Below are 20639 nucleotides of genomic sequence, written 5' to 3' on the forward strand. Positions count from 1 at the left end.
TGGTAGTGTGGGGTCTCCCCATGCGAGAGTAGGGAACTGCCAGGCATCAAATAAAACAAAAGGCTCAGTCGAAAGACTGGGCCTTTTGTTTTTCTGTTGTCCCCGACTGCATCCTGAAAGTAACGTCTCACTCTTTATCCACTGAAACAGCGGTAATAAAAAAGGCCACCAGCAAGGATGGCCTGTGAAAGAGAGATGAGATTAATGGATAACCTGAGACAGAAATGCGCGGGTACGTTCTGATTTTGGGTTTGCAAAGAACTCTTCTGGCGGTGCCTGCTCGACTATTTCGCCACGATCCATAAAGATCACCCGGTCAGCAACGGTACGGGCGAAGCCCATTTCATGGGTCACGCACAGCATCGTCATCCCCGACTGTGCAAGACCAATCATGGTATCCAGCACTTCTTTCACCATTTCGGGATCCAGCGCTGAAGTCGGTTCATCGAATAACATGATCTTAGGTTTCATGCATAGCGAACGTGCAATGGCGACACGCTGCTGCTGCCCGCCAGAAATCTGCCCGGGAAACTTATGCGCATGTTCAGCAATACGCACGCGTTCAAGATAATGCATCGCCAGTGCTTCGGCTTCCTTCTTCGGCATTTTACGTACCCAGATCGGTGCCAGCGTACAGTTTTGCAGTACCGTTAAATGCGGGAACAAATTGAAGTGCTGGAAGACCATACCCACTTCCTGGCGGATCTTCTCAATGTTGCGGATATCTTCATTTAACTCGATACCATCCACGACGATGCGACCCTGCTGATGCTCTTCAAGATGGTTAATACACCGGATCGTGGTGGATTTGCCGGATCCGGAGGGGCCACAAAGAACGATACGTTCACCCTGTTTCACATTGAGATTAATGTCTTTCAGTACGTGGAATTGTCCGTACCATTTATTCACATCTTCGAGCGTAATCATCGCGTTGCCAGAATGCATAGTTATATTACTCATGGGTATCCTCAGTGCGGTGTACGCCCGGTGTTAAAGCGCTTCTCCAGGTGTTGGCTATAGCGCGACATGCTAAAACAAAAAATCCAGTAAATGAGGGCGGCAAAAACATAGCCTTCGGTCGACATGCCCAGCCAGGCAGGATCGACCGTCGCCTGCTGAACGCTGCTAAACAGATCAAACAGACCGATAATGATCACCAGACTGGTATCCTTAAACAGAGCGATAATGGTGTTCACCAGACCGGGGATCACCAGCTTTAAGGCCTGCGGTAAAATCACTAACCCCTGCGTTTTCCAGTAACCCAACGCCAGCGATTCTGCAGCTTCATACTGACCTTTTGGTAATGCCTGCAACCCTCCTCGCACCACTTCAGCCACATAAGCCGACTGGAAAAGGATCACACCAACCAGCGCACGAATCAGTTTATCGATGCTGGTTCCTTCAGACATAAACAACGGCAGCATAACTGAAGACATAAACAGCACAGTGATCAGCGGAACGCCGCGCCAGAACTCAATGAAGAGGACGGACAAGACCCGCACGACGGGCATTTTCGAACGGCGTCCCAGCGCCAGCAATATTCCAAGCGGTAACGCACCGGCAATCCCCACCGAGGCAATAATCAAGGTGAGTGTTAATCCGCCCCACTGGCGGGTTTCAACGCGATCCAGCCCGAAGAAGCCGCCAAACATCAGCCACCAGACAACAATCGGGTAGAGAACAGCCCAACAGGCGATGTAACGTCCGCGTCGCGGCAGTCCTTTCCAGAACATGGGTGCAATGGAGAACAGCCCCACCAGTAAAGCCACATTGATACGCCAGCGTTCCTCATGCGGGTAAAGGCCGTACATGAACTGGCCAAAGCGCTCATGGATAAATACCCAACAGGCACCGGCTTTGGTGCAATCCGCCCGCGTAGAACCTACCCAGTTGGCCTGGAACAAAGTCCACTCCAATAGCGGTGGGATCAGTTCCCACATCAGCCACAGACAAAACAGTGTCAGCAGCGAGTTAGACCAGCTGGAGAACAGATTTTTTCGCACCCATAACACCATGCCGTTGCTACCTGCCGGTGTCGGGCGTGCGGGGGGAGAAAGAATCGCTTTCGTCATCTTCGTTCCTTAGCGCTCAATCAAGGCAATGCGACGGTTATAGATGTTCATCAGCAGCGAAATAGTAAGACTGATAAGCAGATAAACAGACATCGTAATTGCAATCGTTTCAATGGCCTGACCCGTCTGGTTTAGCACCGTACCGGCAAACAGCGACACCATATCCGGGTAACCGATAGCGGCTGCCAGAGAGGAGTTTTTCGCGATATTGAGGTACTGACTGGTCAGCGGTGGAATGATCACCCGGAGTGCCTGCGGGATAATCACCTGACGAAGCGTGACCGGGTTCGGTAAGCCCAGTGAACGTGCCGCTTCGTGTTGTCCATAGGGAACAGACTGGATGCCGGAGCGAATAATCTCGGCGATAAATGCAGAGGTATACACCGATAGCGCAATGGTCAGCGCCGCCAGTTCCGGAATAAGCACCATGCCGCCCCGGAAGTTAAACCCTTGCAAGGCTGGCACTTCCCAGTGCAGTGCCGCACCAAACACCCAGTGCGCTAACAGCGGTAGGGCAATGACCAGTCCCAGCGCTGTCGGCCATGTCCGGCGTAGCTGTCCTGTTTTGGTCTGATGCGCTTTATTAAAGCGGAACAGGCCAACCGAGACGATAATCGCCAGCGCAATAGCGACGATGAATGCCAGCACGCCTTCACCCATTTGTGGTGAAGGAATATATAACCCGCGATTGCTCAGGAAGATAAGATCCATCGCGCTGACCGCCTGGCGGGGACCTGGCAGGTTACGCAGCACGGCAAAGTACCAGAAGAATATTTGCAGCAACGGTGGGATATTACGGAAGGTTTCGATGTAAATCGTCGACAACTTACGCAGCAGCCAGTTTTCCGACAGGCGCGCCAGACCCAGGAAAAAACCCAGAAAAGAGGCAAAAACAATACAGAGCGCGGAGACCAGCAGCGTGTTTAACAGACCGACCAGAAACACGCGGCCATATGTATCGCCCTGTTCATAGTCGATCAGATGTTGAACAATACCAAAACCGGCTGCGCGGTCGAGAAAGGCGAATCCGGAGGTGATCCCGCGATTATCCAGGTTAGTAACGGTGTTGTGTATCAAATAGACTGCGATAACCACCACGGCGACAATCGCAATGATTTGAAACAGCCAGGCACGAACCGCAGGATTTGAAAGGGTGATAGCACCTTTCACGGTTGGGCGGCGATGGGACATAGGGAAAACCTCAGTAACCATGACTCTGGACTGGGCGCTGCATAGGCGCAGCACCCGTTACAGCACTTGCCGATTAGCGTACTGGCGGAGCGTACTGAATGCCGCCGTTGTTCCAGAGATTGTTCTGGCCACGTTTAATTTTCAGCGCGCTCTCAGAACCGACATTACGTTCGAACACTTCAGAGTAGTTACCGACTTTTTTAATGATGTTATAGGCCCATTTATTATCAAGCTTCAGGTCCTTACCGAAGTCGCCTTCTTTGCCCAGCAGGTGCGCCATGTCCGGCGTCGCCGGGTTCGCGACTTTCTCATCGACGTTTTTCGAGGTGATCCCCATTTCTTCCGCATTCAGCATGGCGAACAGAGTCCAGCGCACAATGGCGAACCAGTCGTCATCGCCGCGACGCACCACCGGCCCCAGCGGCTCTTTTGAGATCACTTCTGGCAAGACGATCCACTCAGCCGGATTGCTCAGCTTAATACGCAGCGCATAAAGCTGAGACTGGTCGGAAGCCAGCGTATCGCAACGACCTGACTCCAGCGCTTTTGCCGACTCGTCAGAGCGGTCAAATGTAACCGGTGTGTACTTCATCTTATTGGATTTGAAGTAATCAGCGACATTCAGCTCGGTATCCGTACCCGCCTGAATACAAACGGTTGCGCCATCCAGCTCTTTTGCGCTCTTCAACCCGGCTTTGTTATGTGTCAGGAAGCCAATACCGTCATAATACGTAACGCCAGTAAAAGAGAGGCCCATGCCGCCATCGCGGGAAGAAGTCCAGGTGGTATTGCGGGAGAGCATGTCCACTTCGCCAGATTGCAACGCGGTAAAGCGCTCTTTTGCGGTCAGCGGGGTGTATTTCACTTTGCTATCGTCACCGAACACCGCAGCCGCAACACCGCGACAAACATCCACATCAATACCGGTGAATTTACCGTTGGCATCCGCATAAGAGAAGCCTGGCAGACCGTCGCTGATACCGCACTGTACAAAACCTTTCTTTTTAACGGCATCCAGCGTTGTACCTGCATGCGCCTGATTTGCAACAGCAAACAGCACGCCGGCAGCCGCCAGGCTGGCGATCATCATCTTTTTCATAATGCATCCTGTGTGGCGAAAATTTATCGTTATATAAGGCGTCCGGGAAACGCCTGAACCTGTCTGTGGCTATGGCCGTACTCTTTTAAGCAAAGGTAATGCCAGTTTTGCGGGCGGCGCATTTAGACGAGCCGGACACGCAATATTCAGAGTGTAGTCAGGAAAAAAAACAATAATTGCCCTGCGCTGGTGCAAATTTACAACCTGCGCCACAAAACGGAGCAAAAAAGTGCCTTTTTATCCACTTGTTAGTAAACAAGTTTCTTAGGTGAATATAAGCAATATATTGAATGGCATTACTTTGTGAAATGGCTCACGCCGAATAGCAATAATATCGGCCAACCGGTAGATTCAGCGTGGGGAGGTTTGAGGAAATATTCGCTGCCTTGCTTTTTAATGAGGCTAAACATTCGCGTTGAGAAGAATCTTGCACCATTATAAAGCAAAAGCGCGGATGCCCGCGCTTTTATCAGGTTAACGGGTCAGTGCAACGATACCCAGCGTCAGGCCAGCGAGCGCTGCGGCACCGCCAGCAACCGCCCCTGCGGTTTCCCAGTTATCCTGTGTCGTCCCTTTCATGCAGGTGTTGGTATGCACCAGACGGCCCTGATCGTCATACACCGGTACACAAGGAGAATCGTGCGCACAGCCGGCCAGAACGGCAGAAAGCAGTGCAACAGAAATGAATTTTTTCATGATATTACCTCGAAATAATCACGATCCCCGTCGAGAATCGATGCCGTTATTTTATCATTCGGCAATCGGCTTGCTCAGTCGTAATAATCTCAAAGTATGTGTAATGTAAACATCGTGGAGAGAAGGCTGGGGGATATAAAGAATATTGCAGAAAAAATGAAGAGGATAGCTAAAATATATTCTCCAGCTTCAAAATAGTGGCTTAATTCTATGACCAATAAGGATTTACTTATGTGGCAAGCAAGCAGCATATTAATCTACATCATCAACCTGGTAAAATAAAAAACGCCCGCAGGCGTCTTTTAATCATGCATTATGTACGTCTACTAAAATTATGTTCAGCCGCCGCTTCTTCTGCAGGCAGGTTATTGCCATGCGCGCTAATGGACTCGGCGCTGACCGGTTTGCCCAATAAATAGCCCTGAAGCGTATTACAGCCAAGTTCAGTGAGAAACGCTTGCTGCTCTGGTGTTTCTACGCCTTCCGCAACCACTTTCAGGTTGAGCGTTTTCGCCAGCGCGACAATGGCTGAGACAATCGTGGCATCTTCCCCCTCCTTGGTCAGTTCACGCACGAATGCGCGGTCGATTTTGAGTTCGCAAGCAGGAAGCCGTTTCAAATAGAGCAGGCTCGAGTAACCAGTGCCAAAGTCATCAATCGAGGCCTTAACACCCAGACGGGTCAACTCTGTCAGCACCCGCACACTCTCATCCGGGTTGCTCATGGCCGTGGTTTCTGTGACCTCAAGGATCAGTTTGTTCGGCGGCACGCCATGCTTATTTAGCATATCGACAATCGTATCGACCAGCGCAGGCTGTTCAAACTGTAGCGTCGAGAGGTTGACCGCTATCGACCAGTCGAGATGGCCCTGTTTGCGCCATTCGCTCAATTGTCGGCACGCTTCGTCTACTACCCAGTTGCCCAGCGGGACAATCAGACCTGTTTTTTCGGCCAACGGTAAAAACACATCCGGCGTCAGCAGTCCACGTCGTGGATGTTCCCAGCGCAAAAGCGCCTCGAAACCGACAACCGGCCCGGCAGGCGCTTTAAATTTGGGCTGATACACCAGGCGGAACTCACGATGTTCCAGGGCGTACCACAAATCGTTAAGTAACTGAAGCTGGGTCTGCGCCAGCGTGTTCATGGATGGCTGGAAAAAGTGGTAGCCATTACGCCCCATATGTTTGGTGTGATACATCGCCGCATCGGCGTTAAACATCAGTTCCCGCTCATTTTTACCATCGTGCGGATAAATTGCGATCCCCACACTCAGGGTTACCATCACCTCATAGGGATCGATTTTGAACGGTTTATCAATGACGTGTACCAGCGAGTTAGCGAGGGTGGCTGCCTCTTCAGGAGCGCTAACCTCAACCAGCAGCACAAATTCATCGCCGCCAATACGCGCCAGCGTATATTGACCTTTTAGCTGTTGCGTCAGGCGATCGGTCACCGCGACCAGCAGCTTATCGCCGACATCGTGACCCCAGGCGTCATTGACGGTTTTAAACCCGTCGAGATCCATAAACATCAGCGCAAAGAAGGTTCCTTCGCGCCTGGCCTTGTTGATGACCTGTTCAAGGCGATCTTCCAGTAATACCCGGTTGGGTAAGCGCGTCAGGGTATCGTGCAGGGCCAGTCGTGCCAGTTCTCGGTTCGCCGCGGCCAGCGAGGTAGCCAGTAACGAGGTACGTGCTTGCAAACGCGCATCGAACATCGACACCAGTAAAGTAATGCCCAGCACCGAAAAGGCCATCATGCTGACCAAAATAGCCAGCCAGTTATTGTTAAAGCCGTGATGGCCCATATCGTGCTGCGCAGGAAATTGTGCTGCGACCATCCCGGTATAGTGCATGCCGGCAATCGCGATGCCCATCAGGATGGCGGCGCCAAAGCGCATCAACGCAACCTGGGCGGCTTCATGACGCAGGCGGAAGGTGAGCCATAAGGCTGCAAAAGAGGCGACAAGGGCGATAACAACCGACAGCGATACCCATTTCAAGTCCCAGACGATCGGCGGAGAAACTTGCAGCGCCGCCATCCCGGTGTAATGCATTGCGACAATGCCCAGCCCCATCACCACTGAACCGGGAAGTAAGCGACGAAGGTGCAACTGCGAGGCGCTCACCAGCCACAGCGCGAACAGCGAAGAGCCAATGGCAATGAACATGGATATGACAGTCAGCAGCGGTTCGTAGCGCATGCTCATCGACATATTCATCGCCAGCATGCCGATGAAATGCATCGCCCAGATGCCGATCCCCATCGCGATGCCGCCGCCGGTTAACCAGACCCACGAAGAGGTACCGGTGCTTGTAGAGACGCGGCCAGCCATATTCAGGGCGGTGTAAGAGGCCAGTATGGCGACGATAAAAGAAACAACAATAAGGATATAGTCGTATTGGCTAACCAGCATGATGTCATCAACTCATTCACGAAGATCGTTATGCATTATTACGGCCGTAGGGGCGAAAAAGGCTGAGACAGTATCATCGTCTGGTGATGACTCAAAATGATTTAAATCCCTGCAATAATCTGGATGATGGCGTCGTTTTCACGAATTTTCTCTACCAACAACCACTTATAGATCGTCGCAGTTAACCAGTTTGAGCGGATTTACGGAATTCATATTGCGGCATTTATCCACTTCGGTTGTCAGATACTCAATCCATTGCATGATTAAGACATCCAGCATCAGGATCGACAGAGCGAATGCAACAAGCCACCAATATTTGCGAATCATTCCATGTATCCCTTTCTTACAACCATTTATTGGAATATACACGAGTCTGCGGCGGTGAAACGTTGGGGAAGACCGCGTTTTAGGTGTCATTTCCGGTAATAAAAAAGGCGCTTCCCCATGCCGGTAAGCGCCGTATTGGCGGGGCCAGTATTTCTGCAGGGCTCTATGTGGATGATCAGCAGTGACAAATCACCCTCAGTTATGGCCGGAAGGTGAGACATTTGTCCGCGAGGTGCTGAGACCAACAAACTATGAGCCTTTGCCAGTTTTGGTGACTTACACCGTCCCTCCGTTCGATGTTGTTGTCGCGACGTGGCAGAACACAGACCCGAAAAAGGCGTATCCGCTATTTCGGCAGTTCATCGTTGACTGGGATCAGCAGAAAAGAATAACCGATGACGTTCTTATTAGTTTTCTGATCTTTTTCCCCGGGCTGAGAAAGTGATTTTTGAGGCTTGGGCCGAACACATGAGAGAACGGCTTGCTGTAAGCCTGGCTGTATTCATGCACGAGACAAACTCTATCAATGGAGGCGAGTATGCTTGAACGGGATAACCTCGAAGAAGTAATAAAGGAAATGGCCCGTCAGCAGGGCCGATAAGCTGGAGATACGTTGCCGTGTGGCAGGAACCCTCGCCGCAAAGAAGCGTCACCGCCAGCGCATAATCGCTCCGGAATACCGATGGCGCAAGCCTGCACCCCGAAGATAATCCTTTTTCCTGGCTGATGCTGGTGGCCCTGTAATTTATGCATATCTCGTTTCTATGGGAAAGCAATTGCCAGAACCACCGGCAGGGCGATATCTGGCAATAAGATAGGTTTATTCGCAGGAGGCGTAAAACTCTTCTTTGCTGTATCCATACCACGCAGAACATTTTTTTGCTGTTTCCGGCACCTTTAGAACCAGGGTCTTTTCAGTTCCGGTGTAGTGGCATACAAGATACAGAGGCATATTTTTTTCCCGGGCATAGTCCTGGTAATCTTTTAGTGTCCACTCTGTTTTATCCTGCGTATCTGGCATTAACTCGCCAGGATTTTTCGGCAACCCCTGAAAAAGGCTTACATCGTTAAGCCTGTGCGGCTTGTTATCAATCTGGAGTGAGTCCAGACAGGCGATTTCTTCTGCGCTTGCTACGCCAGAGAACAACATAATCGCAGCACTTAGCAACGCTGCTTTACTCCGCGACATAATAATTTACTCCATTGTTTTCAGCGCGAGGGGATGACCTGAAATATATAGTCCTGGTGAAACTGTGTGTGGAACAGTAATCGGCCTGCCAGGTTTGTCAACATCATGCCCCATCTACTGATCCAGCACCTTAATCCCGGTAGAATCCTGCCCCAAATAAATCGCCGCGCGGCGTTGCCGCTATGTAAGCCATTTCCTTTGTTTCTCTGTGGATTAATGCGCCCATATTCTTTTACATGCCAGATGACAGGCAAGCGGGGGAATGAGTGAGAATGTCCGATTAAGTTCATTCCTGGTCGGCGTCGACACTTAATCCCCTGTCGAATCAGAAATGACGACAGCGGCCAGAGGGCTAATGCGCATAGTTAACCGCGTTGCTAATTCGCAACTCACTGCGCCGTTGGCGCACCCCCTGTACAGCTCGCAGATATCTCACGTTATCGTTCGGTGTAGTTTGTGCTCATATGTAGTCAGTGGTGTAATCAGTTCAATAAAAAAGGCGCTTCCCCATGCCGGTTAGCGCCTTTTTATCAATACAACTCACTGATTAAAAATCAGTTCATGCCGTATTTTTTCAGTTTTTTACGCAGCGTACCGCGGTTGATGCCCATCATCAGCGCCGCGCGGGTCTGATTACCACGGGTGTATTGCATCACCATGTCCAACAGTGGCTGTTCTACTTCAGCCAGTACCAGCTCATACAGGTCATTAACATCCTGACCGTTCAGTTGAGCAAAATAGTTCTTCAGTGCCTGTTTTACCGAGTCACGGAGCGGTTTTTGGGTAACCTGATCCTGAGAGTTAACGGTAGAAACGGTCAGTACGTCAGAATTTACGCGTTGTTCGAACATAGTTCTGTCAGCTCTTTATTTCTGTTTACGCAAAATTTTCGAAGTATGCCTCCAACGCCTCCAGCTGTTCGCTGGCATTCTCAATGGCGTTGAATGTGCGCCGAAACTGGTCATCTGGAGCGTGCTCCTGGAGATACCAGGAGACGTGTTTACGCGCGATTCGGTAACCTTTTGCCTGACCGTAAAAGTCATGCAGTTCCCGAACATGCGCGCAAAGCAAGCGCTTAACCTCTGCCAAAGGCAGCGGGGCCAGCAGCTCCCCAGTGTCCAGATAATGCTGGATTTCCCGAAAGATCCAGGGTCTTCCCTGAGCTGCGCGGCCTATCATCAGGGCATCCGCCCCCGTATAGTCAAGCACAGCTCTGGCTTTAAGCGGGTCAGTAATGTCGCCATTCGCGATGACCGGAATGGAAACTTTCTGCTTAACTGCCCGAATACTGTCGTACTCAGCTTCTCCATTGAACAAACAGGCGCGGGTGCGTCCATGAATGGTCAGAGCCTGGATACCACAATCCTCAGCCAGTTGGGCAATTTCTACGCAGTTACGATGTTCCGGAGCCCAGCCAGTGCGAATTTTCAGCGTGACAGGCACATCCACTGCTGCAACCACCGTGGTCAGGATCGACTTCACCAGATCCGGGTATTGCAACAGGGCGGAGCCTGCAAGCTTGCGATTCACCTTTTTAGCCGGACAGCCCATATTGATATCAATAATCTGGGCGCCGCTTTCCACGTTAATGCGTGCGGCTTCCGCCATTTCATCCGGGTCGCTGCCAGCAATTTGCACGGTGCGAATACCGGGTTCATCAATGTGCACCATCCGCAGTCGGGACTTGTCGCTTTCCCACACTTGCGGGTTAGATGACATCATCTCGGATACGGTTAAACCGGCTCCCATCTCGTAGCACAACGTCCGGAATGGTCTGTCAGTAATGCCAGCCATTGGCGCTGCGATCAGGCGATTTCTGAGCTGGTGGTGTCCGATGCGCATGAGTTAAGAAATGACCATACTGTGACTGCAAGGCGGCGTATATTACGCATTTTTCGCACGAGATGAAAGGCCAAACTTTGAGCAATCCTCTGTTGTAGATCAAGGAATCGCCAGCGATGGCGGGCCTTTTAAATATTAAATCATATATTTCATGAGGTTACTTAAAAGAGAAAAATTTTGCGAAGGCGATAAATTCGCGCAAGTTATCGTTTTTAATGGCGACATAAGCGTCATAATTGCTTATTAATCACGCAAAAAAGGCGGGTTTTGAGAACTCGCTCTCATTTTTTATCCCAACGATTTCTGGGAACATTTAGCAACCTGGCTTCCGCGCAGCAGAGATATCAGGCGGTTTTTGTCGTGTTACTGGTGCCATTTAAACGCGGTAAACCGCGAAGAAACTGTCAGCGGATGTTTCATCTTGCAGGGCTTGCGGCAAAGCACATAAAAATGAAAAAGCGTGGCCGGTTGGCCACGCAGAGGAGGATTACTTTTTCTGGCCAGTGATGCGGCACCACTCTTCTTTCTCAATCACCGGATCGAGCGAGAAGAGATCGGCATAAGCTTCGCAAACGCTGTCAGCCTGGCTGGCAAGGATACCAGAAAGACCAAGCAGACCGCCTTGAACAGGCAGGACGCTGATTAACGGCGCCAGTTCGCGTAACGGGCCTGCCAGGATGTTGGCGACCACGACATCGGCCTGCATGGCGTCTGGCTGATCCTGAGGCAGATAAAGTTCCAGGCGCTCTGAAACCCCATTGCGCTCAGCATTGTCGCGGCTTGCCTGGATCGCCTGAGGATCGATATCAATACCGATCGCTTTCGCTGCGCCCAGTTTCAGCGCGGCGATCGCAAGGATCCCGGAGCCGCAACCGAAGTCGATCACCGTCTTGCCGGCAAGATCCAGCCCGTCAAGCCACTGCAGGCAGAGAGAGGTGGTTGGGTGGGTGCCAGTGCCAAACGCCAGGCCCGGGTCGAGCATGACATTAACCGCATTCACATCCGGCACATCGCGCCAGCTTGGACAGATCCACAGCCGTTCGCCAAAGCGCATCGGGTGGAAGTTATCCATCCATTCGCGCTCCCAGTCTTTATCTTCCAGTTGCTCAATTTTATGGGCGAAACCTTCTCCCAGCAGCGGATGGAAAGCGAGCTGCGCGACGACGGCATTCATTTCCGTTTCAGCATCGAACAGGCCGATCACGTCGGTATCGCCCCACAGACGGGTTTCCCCCGGAAGCGGTTCAAACACCGGCGTATCGTGGGTGTCCTGGAAGGTAATGGACACGGCGCCCGCTTCCATCAGCGCATCGCTCAGATCTTCCGCGTTAGCGCCGGTGGTGTTTAGTTTCAGTTGGATCCATGGCATGACGTAACTCTTTAATGATTAGCAGAGATATTCGGAGCCTGCGGCGCGGGGTGACCAAAACGGTTCCCGGCGACGAAAGCCAGCAAACTTAACAGCAGCGAGGGCACAATCGGATGGAAGCCCAGGTACTGAATATTAAAGGTGGCGAGTACGGCATACAGCACGCCCCCCACAATCATTGCGCTCAGAGCGCCGGTCGCGTTAGCGCGTTCCCAGTAAAGCCCCAGCACCAACGGCCACAGGAACACCGCTTCCAGTCCCCCAAAGGCCAGCAAATTCAGCCAGATGATCATCTCTGGAGGACGCCAGGCCGCCAGCATCATTAATAGGCCGAGAACCAGAGTGGTGATCGTCGAAATACGCTTCAGACGCTGCTCATGACGAATTTTAGTCGGCTGTGCGCTTAACCATAGATCTTTCACGATGGTTGCAGAAGCCTGCAGCAAGTGCGCATTAACGTTAGACATGATGGCCGCCATCGGCGCGGCAAGGAATAAACCCGCCGCCCACGGCGGCAAGACTTCGACCATGAGCGTCGGGATCACCTGATCCGGCACGGCCAGGTGCGGTAACACCGCCCGACCCAGTGCGCCTGCGAGGTGCATACCCAGCATCAGCAACGCGATGACAATCGTGCCGATGATAATGCCGCGATGTACCGACTTGCTATCTTTGTACGAAATACAGCGCACGGCCGTGTGCGGCAGGCCGATTACACCAAAGCAGACCAGCACCCAAAAGGAAGTCATAAATGCGGGTGTCAGAATATCGTGCGCACCTTGCGGGCTGACCAGTTTGGGATCGATATGCTGTAAGGTGTCGACGGCGCTGTGCAGACCGCCTGCGGCATGGATCACACCGACCAGTAATACCAGGGTGCCAATCAGCATCACCATACCTTGCATGGTGTCATTCAGCACGCTGGCCCGAAAGCCGCCAAACGCGGTATAGAGCGCAATCGTAATGCCGAAAATCAGCAGCCCGGTTTCGTATTTAATCCCTGCGGCGGTTTCCAGCAGGCGCGCGCCGCCAATAAACTGCACGGCAATGGCACCAACAAACGCAACCAGCAAACTGATGCTGGCAATCCACACTACCGCCCGGCTCTGATAGCGCGCCATCAACATATCATTGAGGGTGATCGCATTATAACGACGCGCCAGGATAGCAAACTTCTTGCCGAGAATGCCCAGCGAAAGCCAGATTGTCGGGACCTGAATCATCGCCAGCAACACCCAGCCCAGGCCGAATTTATACGCTGCTCCTGGCCCGCCGATAAACGAGCTGGCGCTCACGTAAGTGGCGGTGAGCGTCATGGCCAGCACAAAACCGCCCATTGAACGGCTACCGAGGAAGTACTCGCTCAGGAAGGTGCCACTGCTGCGCTGACGCATGGCGTAGAACGACAGGGCGAACACCACGACCAGGTAGATAACCAGTACGGCAATAATTTCATTCTGCATCACTATCCTCCAGAGAGATATCGCGGAAGATAAAGCGCACCATTGCCCAGCACAGCAGGATAAACGCCAGCGGCGTTAGCAGGCAGGCCATTTCAAACCAGCGAGGCAGCCCGGTAAAGCCCTGCTCAGAGCCTGGTATGTAAGCGCATACTAACCATGCAGCAAGATAGAAAAGGGTCAGCCACAGCGCCCAGCGGGCTTCTTTGTGGGCCTGAACAAAACGGTTGTCCATTTTTTTCCCTTGTGGATGAAGAAAGCGGGGATTGTACCCTATGGGAAAGATGAGGGGAGAGAAAAAGAAAAAAGGCCGGAATGCCCGGCCTTTTGCATCGCATGCAGATTATTTTTCCTGCAAACCGAGTTTTTTCTCCAGATAGTGGATGTTGGTGCCACCGTGCTGGAAGTTCTCGTCGCTCATAATGCGCATCTGCAGATCAACGTTGGTTTTGATACCGTCGATAATCAGTTCTTGCAGCGCATTCTTCATGCGAGAAATAGCCACGTCGCGCGTTTCGCCGTAGCAGATCAGTTTGCCGATCATAGAATCGTAATACGGCGGTACTGTGTAGCCCGCGTAAATATGCGATTCCCAGCGCACACCAAAGCCACCCGGCGCGTGGAAACGGGTGATTTTACCCGGGCTTGGCAGGAAGGTGCTCGGGTCTTCGGCGTTAATACGGCACTCGACCGCATGGCCTTTGACCACGACTTCTTCTTGCTTAATGGACAGCGGCTGACCAGCGGCAATACGCAGCTGCTCTTTGATCAGGTCGACGCCAGTGATCATTTCGGTTACCGGGTGCTCAACCTGAATACGGGTGTTCATCTCAATAAAGTAGAACTCGCCGTTTTCAAACAGGAACTCGAAAGTACCCGCCCCACGATAGCCAATATCGACACAGGCTTTGGCGCAACGTTCGCCGATATAGCGACGCAGTTCCGGGGTAATGCCCGGTGCCGGCGCTTCTTCAACGACTTTCTGATGACGGCGCTGCATAGAACAGTCGCGCTCCGCCAGATAGATAGCATTGCCCTGGCCGTCAGCCAGTACCTGGATCTCGACGTGACGAGGATTTTCCAGGTATTTCTCCATGTACACCATGTCGTTGTTGAAAGCGGCTTTCGCTTCCGCACGGGTCATGCTGATGGATTGCGCCAGGTCTGCATCTTTGCGTACAACGCGCATACCCCGACCACCGCCGCCGCCGGACGCTTTGATGATCACCGGGTAGCCGATGCGTTTAGCATGCGCGCGGTTCACATCCATATCGTCGCCCAGTGGGCCATCGGAGCCAGGTACGGTAGGTACGCCCGCTTTCTTCATTGCAGTGATAGCCGACACTTTGTCGCCCATCAGGCGAATGGTGTCTGCTTTCGGGCCAATGAAGATAAAGCCTGAACGCTCAACCTGCTCAGCAAAGTTGGCATTCTCGGACAGGAAGCCATAGCCCGGGTGAATCGCCACTGCGCCAGTGATTTCGGCGGCAGAGATAATTGCCGGGATGTTCAGGTAACTTTTTACGGACGGTGCCGGACCGATACAGACCGTCTCGTCCGCCAGTAGTACGTGTTTTAAATCGCGATCCGCAGTGGAGTGCACAGCGACAGTCTTAATGCCCAGTTCTTTACAGGCACGAAGAATACGCAGTGCAATCTCGCCGCGGTTGGCGATAACAATTTTATCCAGCATGTGCGCCTCGTTACTCGATGATGACCAGCGGCTCGTCAAATTCTACCGGTTGGCCACTTTCAATCAGAATGGCTTTCACCACGCCTGCTTTATCGGCTTCGATCTGGTTCATCATTTTCATCGCTTCAACGATGCACAGGGTGTCGCCCACGTTGACTTTTTGGCCAACTTCACAGAACGCTTTCGCGTCCGGGCTCGGGGTACGATAGAAAGTCCCGACCATCGGGGAACGTACGACGTGTCCACTGATTTCTGCTGCTGCCGGTGCTTCGATGGCTGGCGCTACTGCCGGTGCTACGGCATTAGACAGCGCGGGTTGCTGCATCATCGGCGCGGCATACGCCTGTTGCATCACCGGGAAACCTGCATTCGGCGCGCTACGACTGATGCGTACTGACTCTTCGCCTTCAGAAATTTCCAGTTCAGAGATGCCTGATTCTTCAACCAGCTCGATCAGTTTTTTAATCTTACGAATATCCATGAGTGGGTTCCGTACTCTTGTTTAGTGTGATTGTGACAAGCGTTTAACCGCTGTCTGTAAAGCGTTTGTATAACCGTCTGCACCCTATTCGCAGATAACGCTAACAGCGATATCAGACTGAGACAAAGGGTGGCGGAACGGCTCCCGCGCATAGGGCTAAGGTGGTTCCCGCTTAACGGGATCGCCACGGTTAGCTGTGCATCGCGGATAGCAACACGGGGGTGCGTAAATGCGGCCGGATTGATCAGGATATAGTCCACGTTCTCTTTAGCCTGATGAATACGGTCGATCATTGCGTACTCCACGTTTGACAGAAAATGTTCAGGCACGTCATTTCACTGCGCTGTTTCCCGCGCAAACCCGTAACATTTTTGCCCTGCGTTTGTGCGCCGCATGTCTTGTGGCTCACGTAAGTTGGGCATATTAAGGTCTGGTGCGTTCAAAAGCAAAATATGCAACTTGCCAGTCATTTGCTGCTATCTTCTGCGATTCGCCGGTAAAAAACAAAATATACCTTCGATGCGCTATTGTCACCTTTTCAGGAGCGAAAATCTCCTGTCAGGAAAAGCAAGGTCGCACATTATAACGATTTCGTAGCATTTGGCAGCTAAATACTGGTCTTATCAGGGAAGATTATCATTCACTGCCAGCGAACTGGCTGTGAATGATAGAAGATCTGCGGGAAACTGCACAGAACGAAACATTAATGCCACCATTGGCGGAACTTCTTATAACGGCATGCTAAAAGCCCCAGTGCGATAACGGCATAGATAACAGGTTGCGGGGAAAGGATCTTCACTGACCAGAGATAGTGTACAGGTGCAAGGATCGCGACCAGATAGACGAAGTTATGCAATTGCTGCCAGCGTTTACCCAGTTTCCGTTGCGCCCACTGCGTAGAGGTGAACGCCAGCGCCAGCAAGATCAGCCAGCTTATTGCCCCCAGTGTTAAATAAGGACGCGAGATTAACTCCTGCCCCAGTAACGCCAGATTATTGATGCCCAGCTCCAGCAGGGTGTAGCTGGTCAGGTGCAGCGAAGCCCAGGCGAAACACCATAACCCCAGCAAGCGCCGGGTGCGGATCAGTAACGGCTGCTTCGCGTAACGCGCCAGCGGAGCCACCAGCAAACTGGCCAGCAGGAACTTTAGCGCCATTCTGCCAGTAAAATGCTGGATATCTTTTGCCGGATCGGCGCTGAAATACCCCTGACTGACCGCCCAGAAGAGCCAGATCAACGGCAGTAAGCCTGCCAGGTGCAGCGCCACCTTCAGCCAGGTGATCTGTTTTGCTGTTAAGCGCACTCAGAAGTTCTCCCTTAAATCCATACCGCGATACAACGACGCGACCTCTTCAGCGTAGCCATTAAAAAGCAAGGTCGGCTGGCGTTTCACATCCAGCGCGCCGCCTGAGCCAATCACGCGTTCTGTCGCCTGCGACCAGCGAGGATGATCGACATGTGGGTTGACGTTAGCAAAAAAACCATACTCGTCGGGGGCCGCCAGGTTCCAGGTAGTGGGGGGGCGTTTACTTGTCAGTTTGATACTGACAATCGACTTAATGCCTTTAAACCCATATTTCCACGGCACTGTCAGGCGTATGGGCGCGCCGTTTTGCGGCGGTAGCGCTTTTCCGTAGACGCCCACTGTTAACAATGTCAGCGGATGCATTGCTTCATCTATACGTAACGCTTCAACGTAAGGATAGGAGAGCCCGCCGCCAATAAAACGATCTTTCTGACCCGGCATCTCATCAGGCGCATAACGGGTTTGAAAAGCGACATATTTGGCGTTACTGGTCGGTTCAACCAGCGCCAACAGTTTATGTAACGGGAAGCCTATCCACGGAACGACCATTGACCATGCCTCAACACAGCGCATTCGATAGATGCGCTCTTCAAGCGGGAAACGTGACGTTAAGGCATCGTGATCGAGGGTGAGCGGCTTTGCGACTTCACCATCAATGGTCAGCGTCCAGGGATCGGTTTTCATTCCCCCCGCGTTGGCGGCAGGATCGGCTTTATCCAGCCCAAATTCGTAGAAGTTATTATATCCCGTGACTTTATCTTCCGGCGTCAGCGCCAGTGGTGCCTGAAACTGTTCAGGCTTCGTAAACTCAAGCGCTTTACCCGCAGGCGCTTTTGGCCGGTCATGGCCTTTAAACCAGTCCAGCAGATCGGCTTTCGCATTGGAAGAAAGGGTGAATGCGGTTGCGCCGATCCCCAACATCTTTAGCACCTGGCGGCGCTTCAACATAAAAATCGCTTCTGCGGTTACGTCGGCTTCAGTCAGTTTTTTCATTAAGACGCCCTCCAGGTATATTGCGTTAAGCATGGTGGAAACAAGACGTTAGTGCGAGTGGGAGTGTGTTACCAAACATTGTAAACTGAACGGCTAATCCATTTATTGGCGTTATTGCTGATTGGAAAATAATTTGTGAGGGCTATACTCGCAATAATGAAATGCAGTGCCGATTTAGTGCTAATACCAGCAGCCCATCTCCTGACCTATTGAGCGCAGAAGTTAGTACTTACTTTATCGACTTTGCCTAAGTCCGGCTCGCCTCGTTCTTTATACAACGGAGTTAACACAAGGATGCGATTAACGACGAAATTCTCAGCATTTGTCACGCTACTGACGGGACTGGCCATCTTCGTCACCCTGATCGGTAGTTCGCTGAGTTTTTATAACGCCATTCAGAATAAAGTGGCAAACCGCGTGGAAGCAGTAGCAGCGGTAATTGATACACGTCTGATCTCCACCTCAGTTCCCCAATTGTTGACGCAGCTTGATGAATTAATGGTGCCGGTGGACATCATCGGTATTGATATCAAGCAGGGCGACCTGACCATCCTTAGTTATACCCGTAAACGCAGCTACCGTCCGGCTGGCAGTAATTATCAATACCTTGAACGGCGCGTCACCTCGGTAAAAAACCCAGGCCTCACCATTACGCTGGTGTATCAGGATCCGATGGCGAACTACTTCCGTTCATTAATGACGACCGCACCACTGACGTTAGCCATCGGTTTTATGGTGATGATTATTTTTCTTTCCGTTCGCTGGTTACGTCGCCAACTGTCCGGTCAGGAACTGCTGGAGACCCGGGCGACACGCATTCTTAATGGCGAGCGCGGTCCGCAGGTTCGCGGCAGCATTTATGAATGGCCATCGCGCACCAGCAGCGCGATGGATGTGTTATTGACCGATATACAGTTCGCCAGCGATCAGCGGAGCCGCATGGATACGCTGATCCGCTCCTATGCCGCCCAGGATACGCGCACCGGGCTTAATAACCGGCTCTTCTTTGATAACCAGCTGGCAACGCTACTGGAGGATCCGGAAAAGGTCGGCTCACATGGCGTGGTGATGATGATCCGCTTGCCGGACTTTGATCTGCTGCGTGACAGTTGGGGGCTTCCGGCTGTTGAAGAGCACCTCTTTGCGCTGATCAACTTGCTCTCTACCTTTATTATGCGTTACCCGGGCGCGTTGCTGGCGCGTTATCACCGTAGCGATTTTGCGGTACTGCTCCCACACCGCACATTAAAAGAAGCAGAAAGTATTGCCGGGCAGATCCTGAACGCCGTTGATGGCTTGCCGCCGAGTAAAATGCTCGCACGGGAAGACATGATGCATATCGGAATTTGCGCCTGGCGTAGCGGCCAGTCGACGGAACAGGTGATGGAACATACCGAAGCGGCAACACGCACTGCGGTTCTGCAGGGGGGCAATAGCTGGTCTGTTTACGATGACACGCTGCCTGAGCAGGGGCGCGGTAACGTGCGCTGGCGTACGCTTATCGAGCAGATGCTCAGTCGGGGCGGGCCGCGTGTATACCAGAAACCGGCCGTGAACCGCGACGGGCTGGTACATCATAGAGAATTGATGTGCCGCATTTTCGATGGCGACCAGGAAGTGATCGCCGAAGAGTTTATGCCGATGGTCCTGCAATTTGGTTTATCGGAAGAGTATGACCGTTTGCAAGTCAGCCGGGTGATCCCTTTCCTTAATTTCTGGCCGGAAGAAAACCTGGCCATACAGGTTACTGTCGAGTCTTTAATTCGCCCGCGTTTTCAGCGTTGGCTGCGCGATACATTAATGCAGTGCGAAAAATCTCAACGCCGACGGATTATTTTTGAACTTGCCGAGGCGGATGTTTGTCAACACATCAGCCGGTTACAGTCGGTTGTGCGTTTAATCAACGCGTTGGGCGCTCGCGTAGTGGTGATTCAGGCGGGGCTGACGTTGGTGAGCACCAGTTGGATTAAAGCGTTGGATGTTGAGTTATTAAAGCTGCATCCGGGGCTGGTCAGGAACATTGAGAAACGCACGCAAAACCAGTTGTTGGTGCAAAGCCTTGTCGAGGCGTGCAAAGGCACGCGAACACGGGTTTTTGCCACCGGGGTTCGTTCCCGTGGCGAATGGCAGACGCTGGTGGAATGTGGTGTCGCGGGCGGTCAGGGCGATTTCTTTGCGTCGTCTCAACCGCTCGATACGAATGTGAAAAAATATTCGCAAAGATATTCGGTTTGAACTGCTGTTTGAGCCGTTTTCACGTAGAATAATGCGCGCTGCCTTGTATGGGGGTGTGCTTGCCTGCCCGCCGGATCGTCGCAGTGAATAAAAAGCCGGTTTGACCTTTGACAGGTTGTGAACGCAGAGTGCTGGAACAGGTGGATTTTATCGCTTCCGGACGAAGTCATGTCGTTTTGCAACAAAGGAAACAAACTGCACTAATTTTCACCGTAGCAGATGATTTTTGCGCCTTGTCGCTGCTGCGTGTGGTTGGTAAAGTAAGCGGAT

At 52.1% G+C, this 20639-nt stretch carries 18 protein-coding genes and 1 pseudogene; 1 reads left to right on the plus strand and 18 read right to left on the minus strand.

Annotation, left to right across the window (positions count from 1 at the left end):
• Positions 1 to 201: 201 nt before the first annotated feature.
• From RTX30_RS16020 to msrP, 18 genes and pseudogenes are all read right to left on the minus strand, one after another.
• Positions 202 to 960 carry an amino acid ABC transporter ATP-binding protein gene (locus RTX30_RS16020; protein WP_312691170.1) on the minus strand — a complete coding sequence of 253 codons (759 nt, stop codon included), beginning with the start codon at positions 958 to 960 and terminating at the stop codon, positions 202 to 204.
• Positions 961 to 968: 8 nt separating this feature from the next.
• The gene (locus RTX30_RS16025; RefSeq protein WP_312691171.1) at positions 969 to 2072 is read right to left on the minus strand and encodes an amino acid ABC transporter permease; all 1104 of its coding nucleotides are present in this window, start codon (positions 2070 to 2072) and stop codon (positions 969 to 971) included.
• Positions 2073 to 2081: 9 nt separating this feature from the next.
• A complete protein-coding gene (locus tag RTX30_RS16030) occupies positions 2082 to 3263 on the minus strand; it encodes an amino acid ABC transporter permease (protein ID WP_312691172.1) in 1182 nt (393 codons plus the stop codon).
• A gap of 73 nt (positions 3264 to 3336) precedes the next feature.
• Positions 3337 to 4362, minus strand: a complete 1026-nt coding sequence (locus tag RTX30_RS16035; RefSeq protein WP_312691173.1) for an amino acid ABC transporter substrate-binding protein — start codon at positions 4360 to 4362, stop codon at positions 3337 to 3339.
• A gap of 474 nt (positions 4363 to 4836) precedes the next feature.
• The gene (locus tag RTX30_RS16040; protein ID WP_312691174.1) at positions 4837 to 5058 is read right to left on the minus strand and encodes a hypothetical protein; all 222 of its coding nucleotides are present in this window, start codon (positions 5056 to 5058) and stop codon (positions 4837 to 4839) included.
• A 313-nt stretch (positions 5059 to 5371) separates the two neighbouring features.
• The gene (locus RTX30_RS16045) at positions 5372 to 7474 is read right to left on the minus strand and encodes an EAL domain-containing protein (RefSeq protein WP_312691175.1); all 2103 of its coding nucleotides are present in this window, start codon (positions 7472 to 7474) and stop codon (positions 5372 to 5374) included.
• 165 nt (positions 7475 to 7639) lie between these two features.
• A complete protein-coding gene (locus tag RTX30_RS16050) occupies positions 7640 to 7801 on the minus strand; it encodes a DUF2556 family protein (protein ID WP_312691176.1) in 162 nt (53 codons plus the stop codon).
• 820 nt (positions 7802 to 8621) lie between these two features.
• Positions 8622 to 8990: an STY0301 family protein gene (locus tag RTX30_RS16060; RefSeq protein WP_312691177.1), complete on the minus strand. Its 369-nt coding sequence runs from the start codon at positions 8988 to 8990 to the stop codon at positions 8622 to 8624.
• A gap of 554 nt (positions 8991 to 9544) precedes the next feature.
• Positions 9545 to 9841 carry a DNA-binding transcriptional regulator Fis gene (gene fis, locus RTX30_RS16065; RefSeq protein ID WP_000462905.1) on the minus strand — a complete coding sequence of 99 codons (297 nt, stop codon included), beginning with the start codon at positions 9839 to 9841 and terminating at the stop codon, positions 9545 to 9547.
• 25 nt (positions 9842 to 9866) lie between these two features.
• Positions 9867 to 10832 (minus strand): tRNA dihydrouridine synthase DusB, encoded by a 966-nt coding sequence (gene dusB / locus RTX30_RS16070; RefSeq protein WP_312691178.1) that lies wholly within the window; start codon positions 10830 to 10832, stop codon positions 9867 to 9869.
• 487 nt (positions 10833 to 11319) lie between these two features.
• Positions 11320 to 12201, minus strand: coding sequence for a 50S ribosomal protein L11 methyltransferase (prmA, locus tag RTX30_RS16075; protein WP_312691179.1), 882 nt, complete (start codon positions 12199 to 12201; stop codon positions 11320 to 11322).
• A gap of 11 nt (positions 12202 to 12212) precedes the next feature.
• Positions 12213 to 13664: a sodium/pantothenate symporter gene (panF, locus tag RTX30_RS16080; protein WP_312691180.1), complete on the minus strand. Its 1452-nt coding sequence runs from the start codon at positions 13662 to 13664 to the stop codon at positions 12213 to 12215.
• On the minus strand, positions 13654 to 13896 hold the full coding sequence (locus RTX30_RS16085) for a YhdT family protein (RefSeq protein WP_312691181.1): 243 nt from the start codon (positions 13894 to 13896) through the stop codon (positions 13654 to 13656). Before RTX30_RS16085 ends, panF begins: the two co-directional genes overlap by 11 nt.
• 108 nt (positions 13897 to 14004) lie before the next feature.
• Positions 14005 to 15354 carry an acetyl-CoA carboxylase biotin carboxylase subunit gene (gene accC, locus RTX30_RS16090; protein WP_312691182.1) on the minus strand — a complete coding sequence of 450 codons (1350 nt, stop codon included), beginning with the start codon at positions 15352 to 15354 and terminating at the stop codon, positions 14005 to 14007.
• A gap of 10 nt (positions 15355 to 15364) precedes the next feature.
• Positions 15365 to 15835 carry an acetyl-CoA carboxylase biotin carboxyl carrier protein gene (accB, locus tag RTX30_RS16095; RefSeq protein WP_312691183.1) on the minus strand — a complete coding sequence of 157 codons (471 nt, stop codon included), beginning with the start codon at positions 15833 to 15835 and terminating at the stop codon, positions 15365 to 15367.
• Positions 15836 to 15856: 21 nt separating this feature from the next.
• Positions 15857 to 16155: pseudogene (locus tag RTX30_RS16100) on the minus strand (type II 3-dehydroquinate dehydratase); the annotation flags it as partial.
• A gap of 383 nt (positions 16156 to 16538) precedes the next feature.
• Positions 16539 to 17138, minus strand: a complete 600-nt coding sequence (gene msrQ, locus RTX30_RS16105) for a protein-methionine-sulfoxide reductase heme-binding subunit MsrQ (RefSeq protein ID WP_312691184.1) — start codon at positions 17136 to 17138, stop codon at positions 16539 to 16541.
• On the minus strand, positions 17139 to 18134 hold the full coding sequence (gene msrP, locus RTX30_RS16110; protein ID WP_409429825.1) for a protein-methionine-sulfoxide reductase catalytic subunit MsrP: 996 nt from the start codon (positions 18132 to 18134) through the stop codon (positions 17139 to 17141).
• Between the two features lie 294 nt (positions 18135 to 18428).
• Between msrP and csrD the strand changes: the two genes are divergently transcribed.
• Complete coding sequence (gene csrD / locus RTX30_RS16115) at positions 18429 to 20369, plus strand: RNase E specificity factor CsrD (protein WP_312691186.1); 1941 nt, start codon at positions 18429 to 18431, stop codon at positions 20367 to 20369.
• Positions 20370 to 20639: the final 270 nt, after the last annotated feature.

The sequence above is a fragment of the Kosakonia sp. genome, from assembly GCF_032052965.1.
Classification (GTDB): domain Bacteria; phylum Pseudomonadota; class Gammaproteobacteria; order Enterobacterales; family Enterobacteriaceae; genus Kosakonia.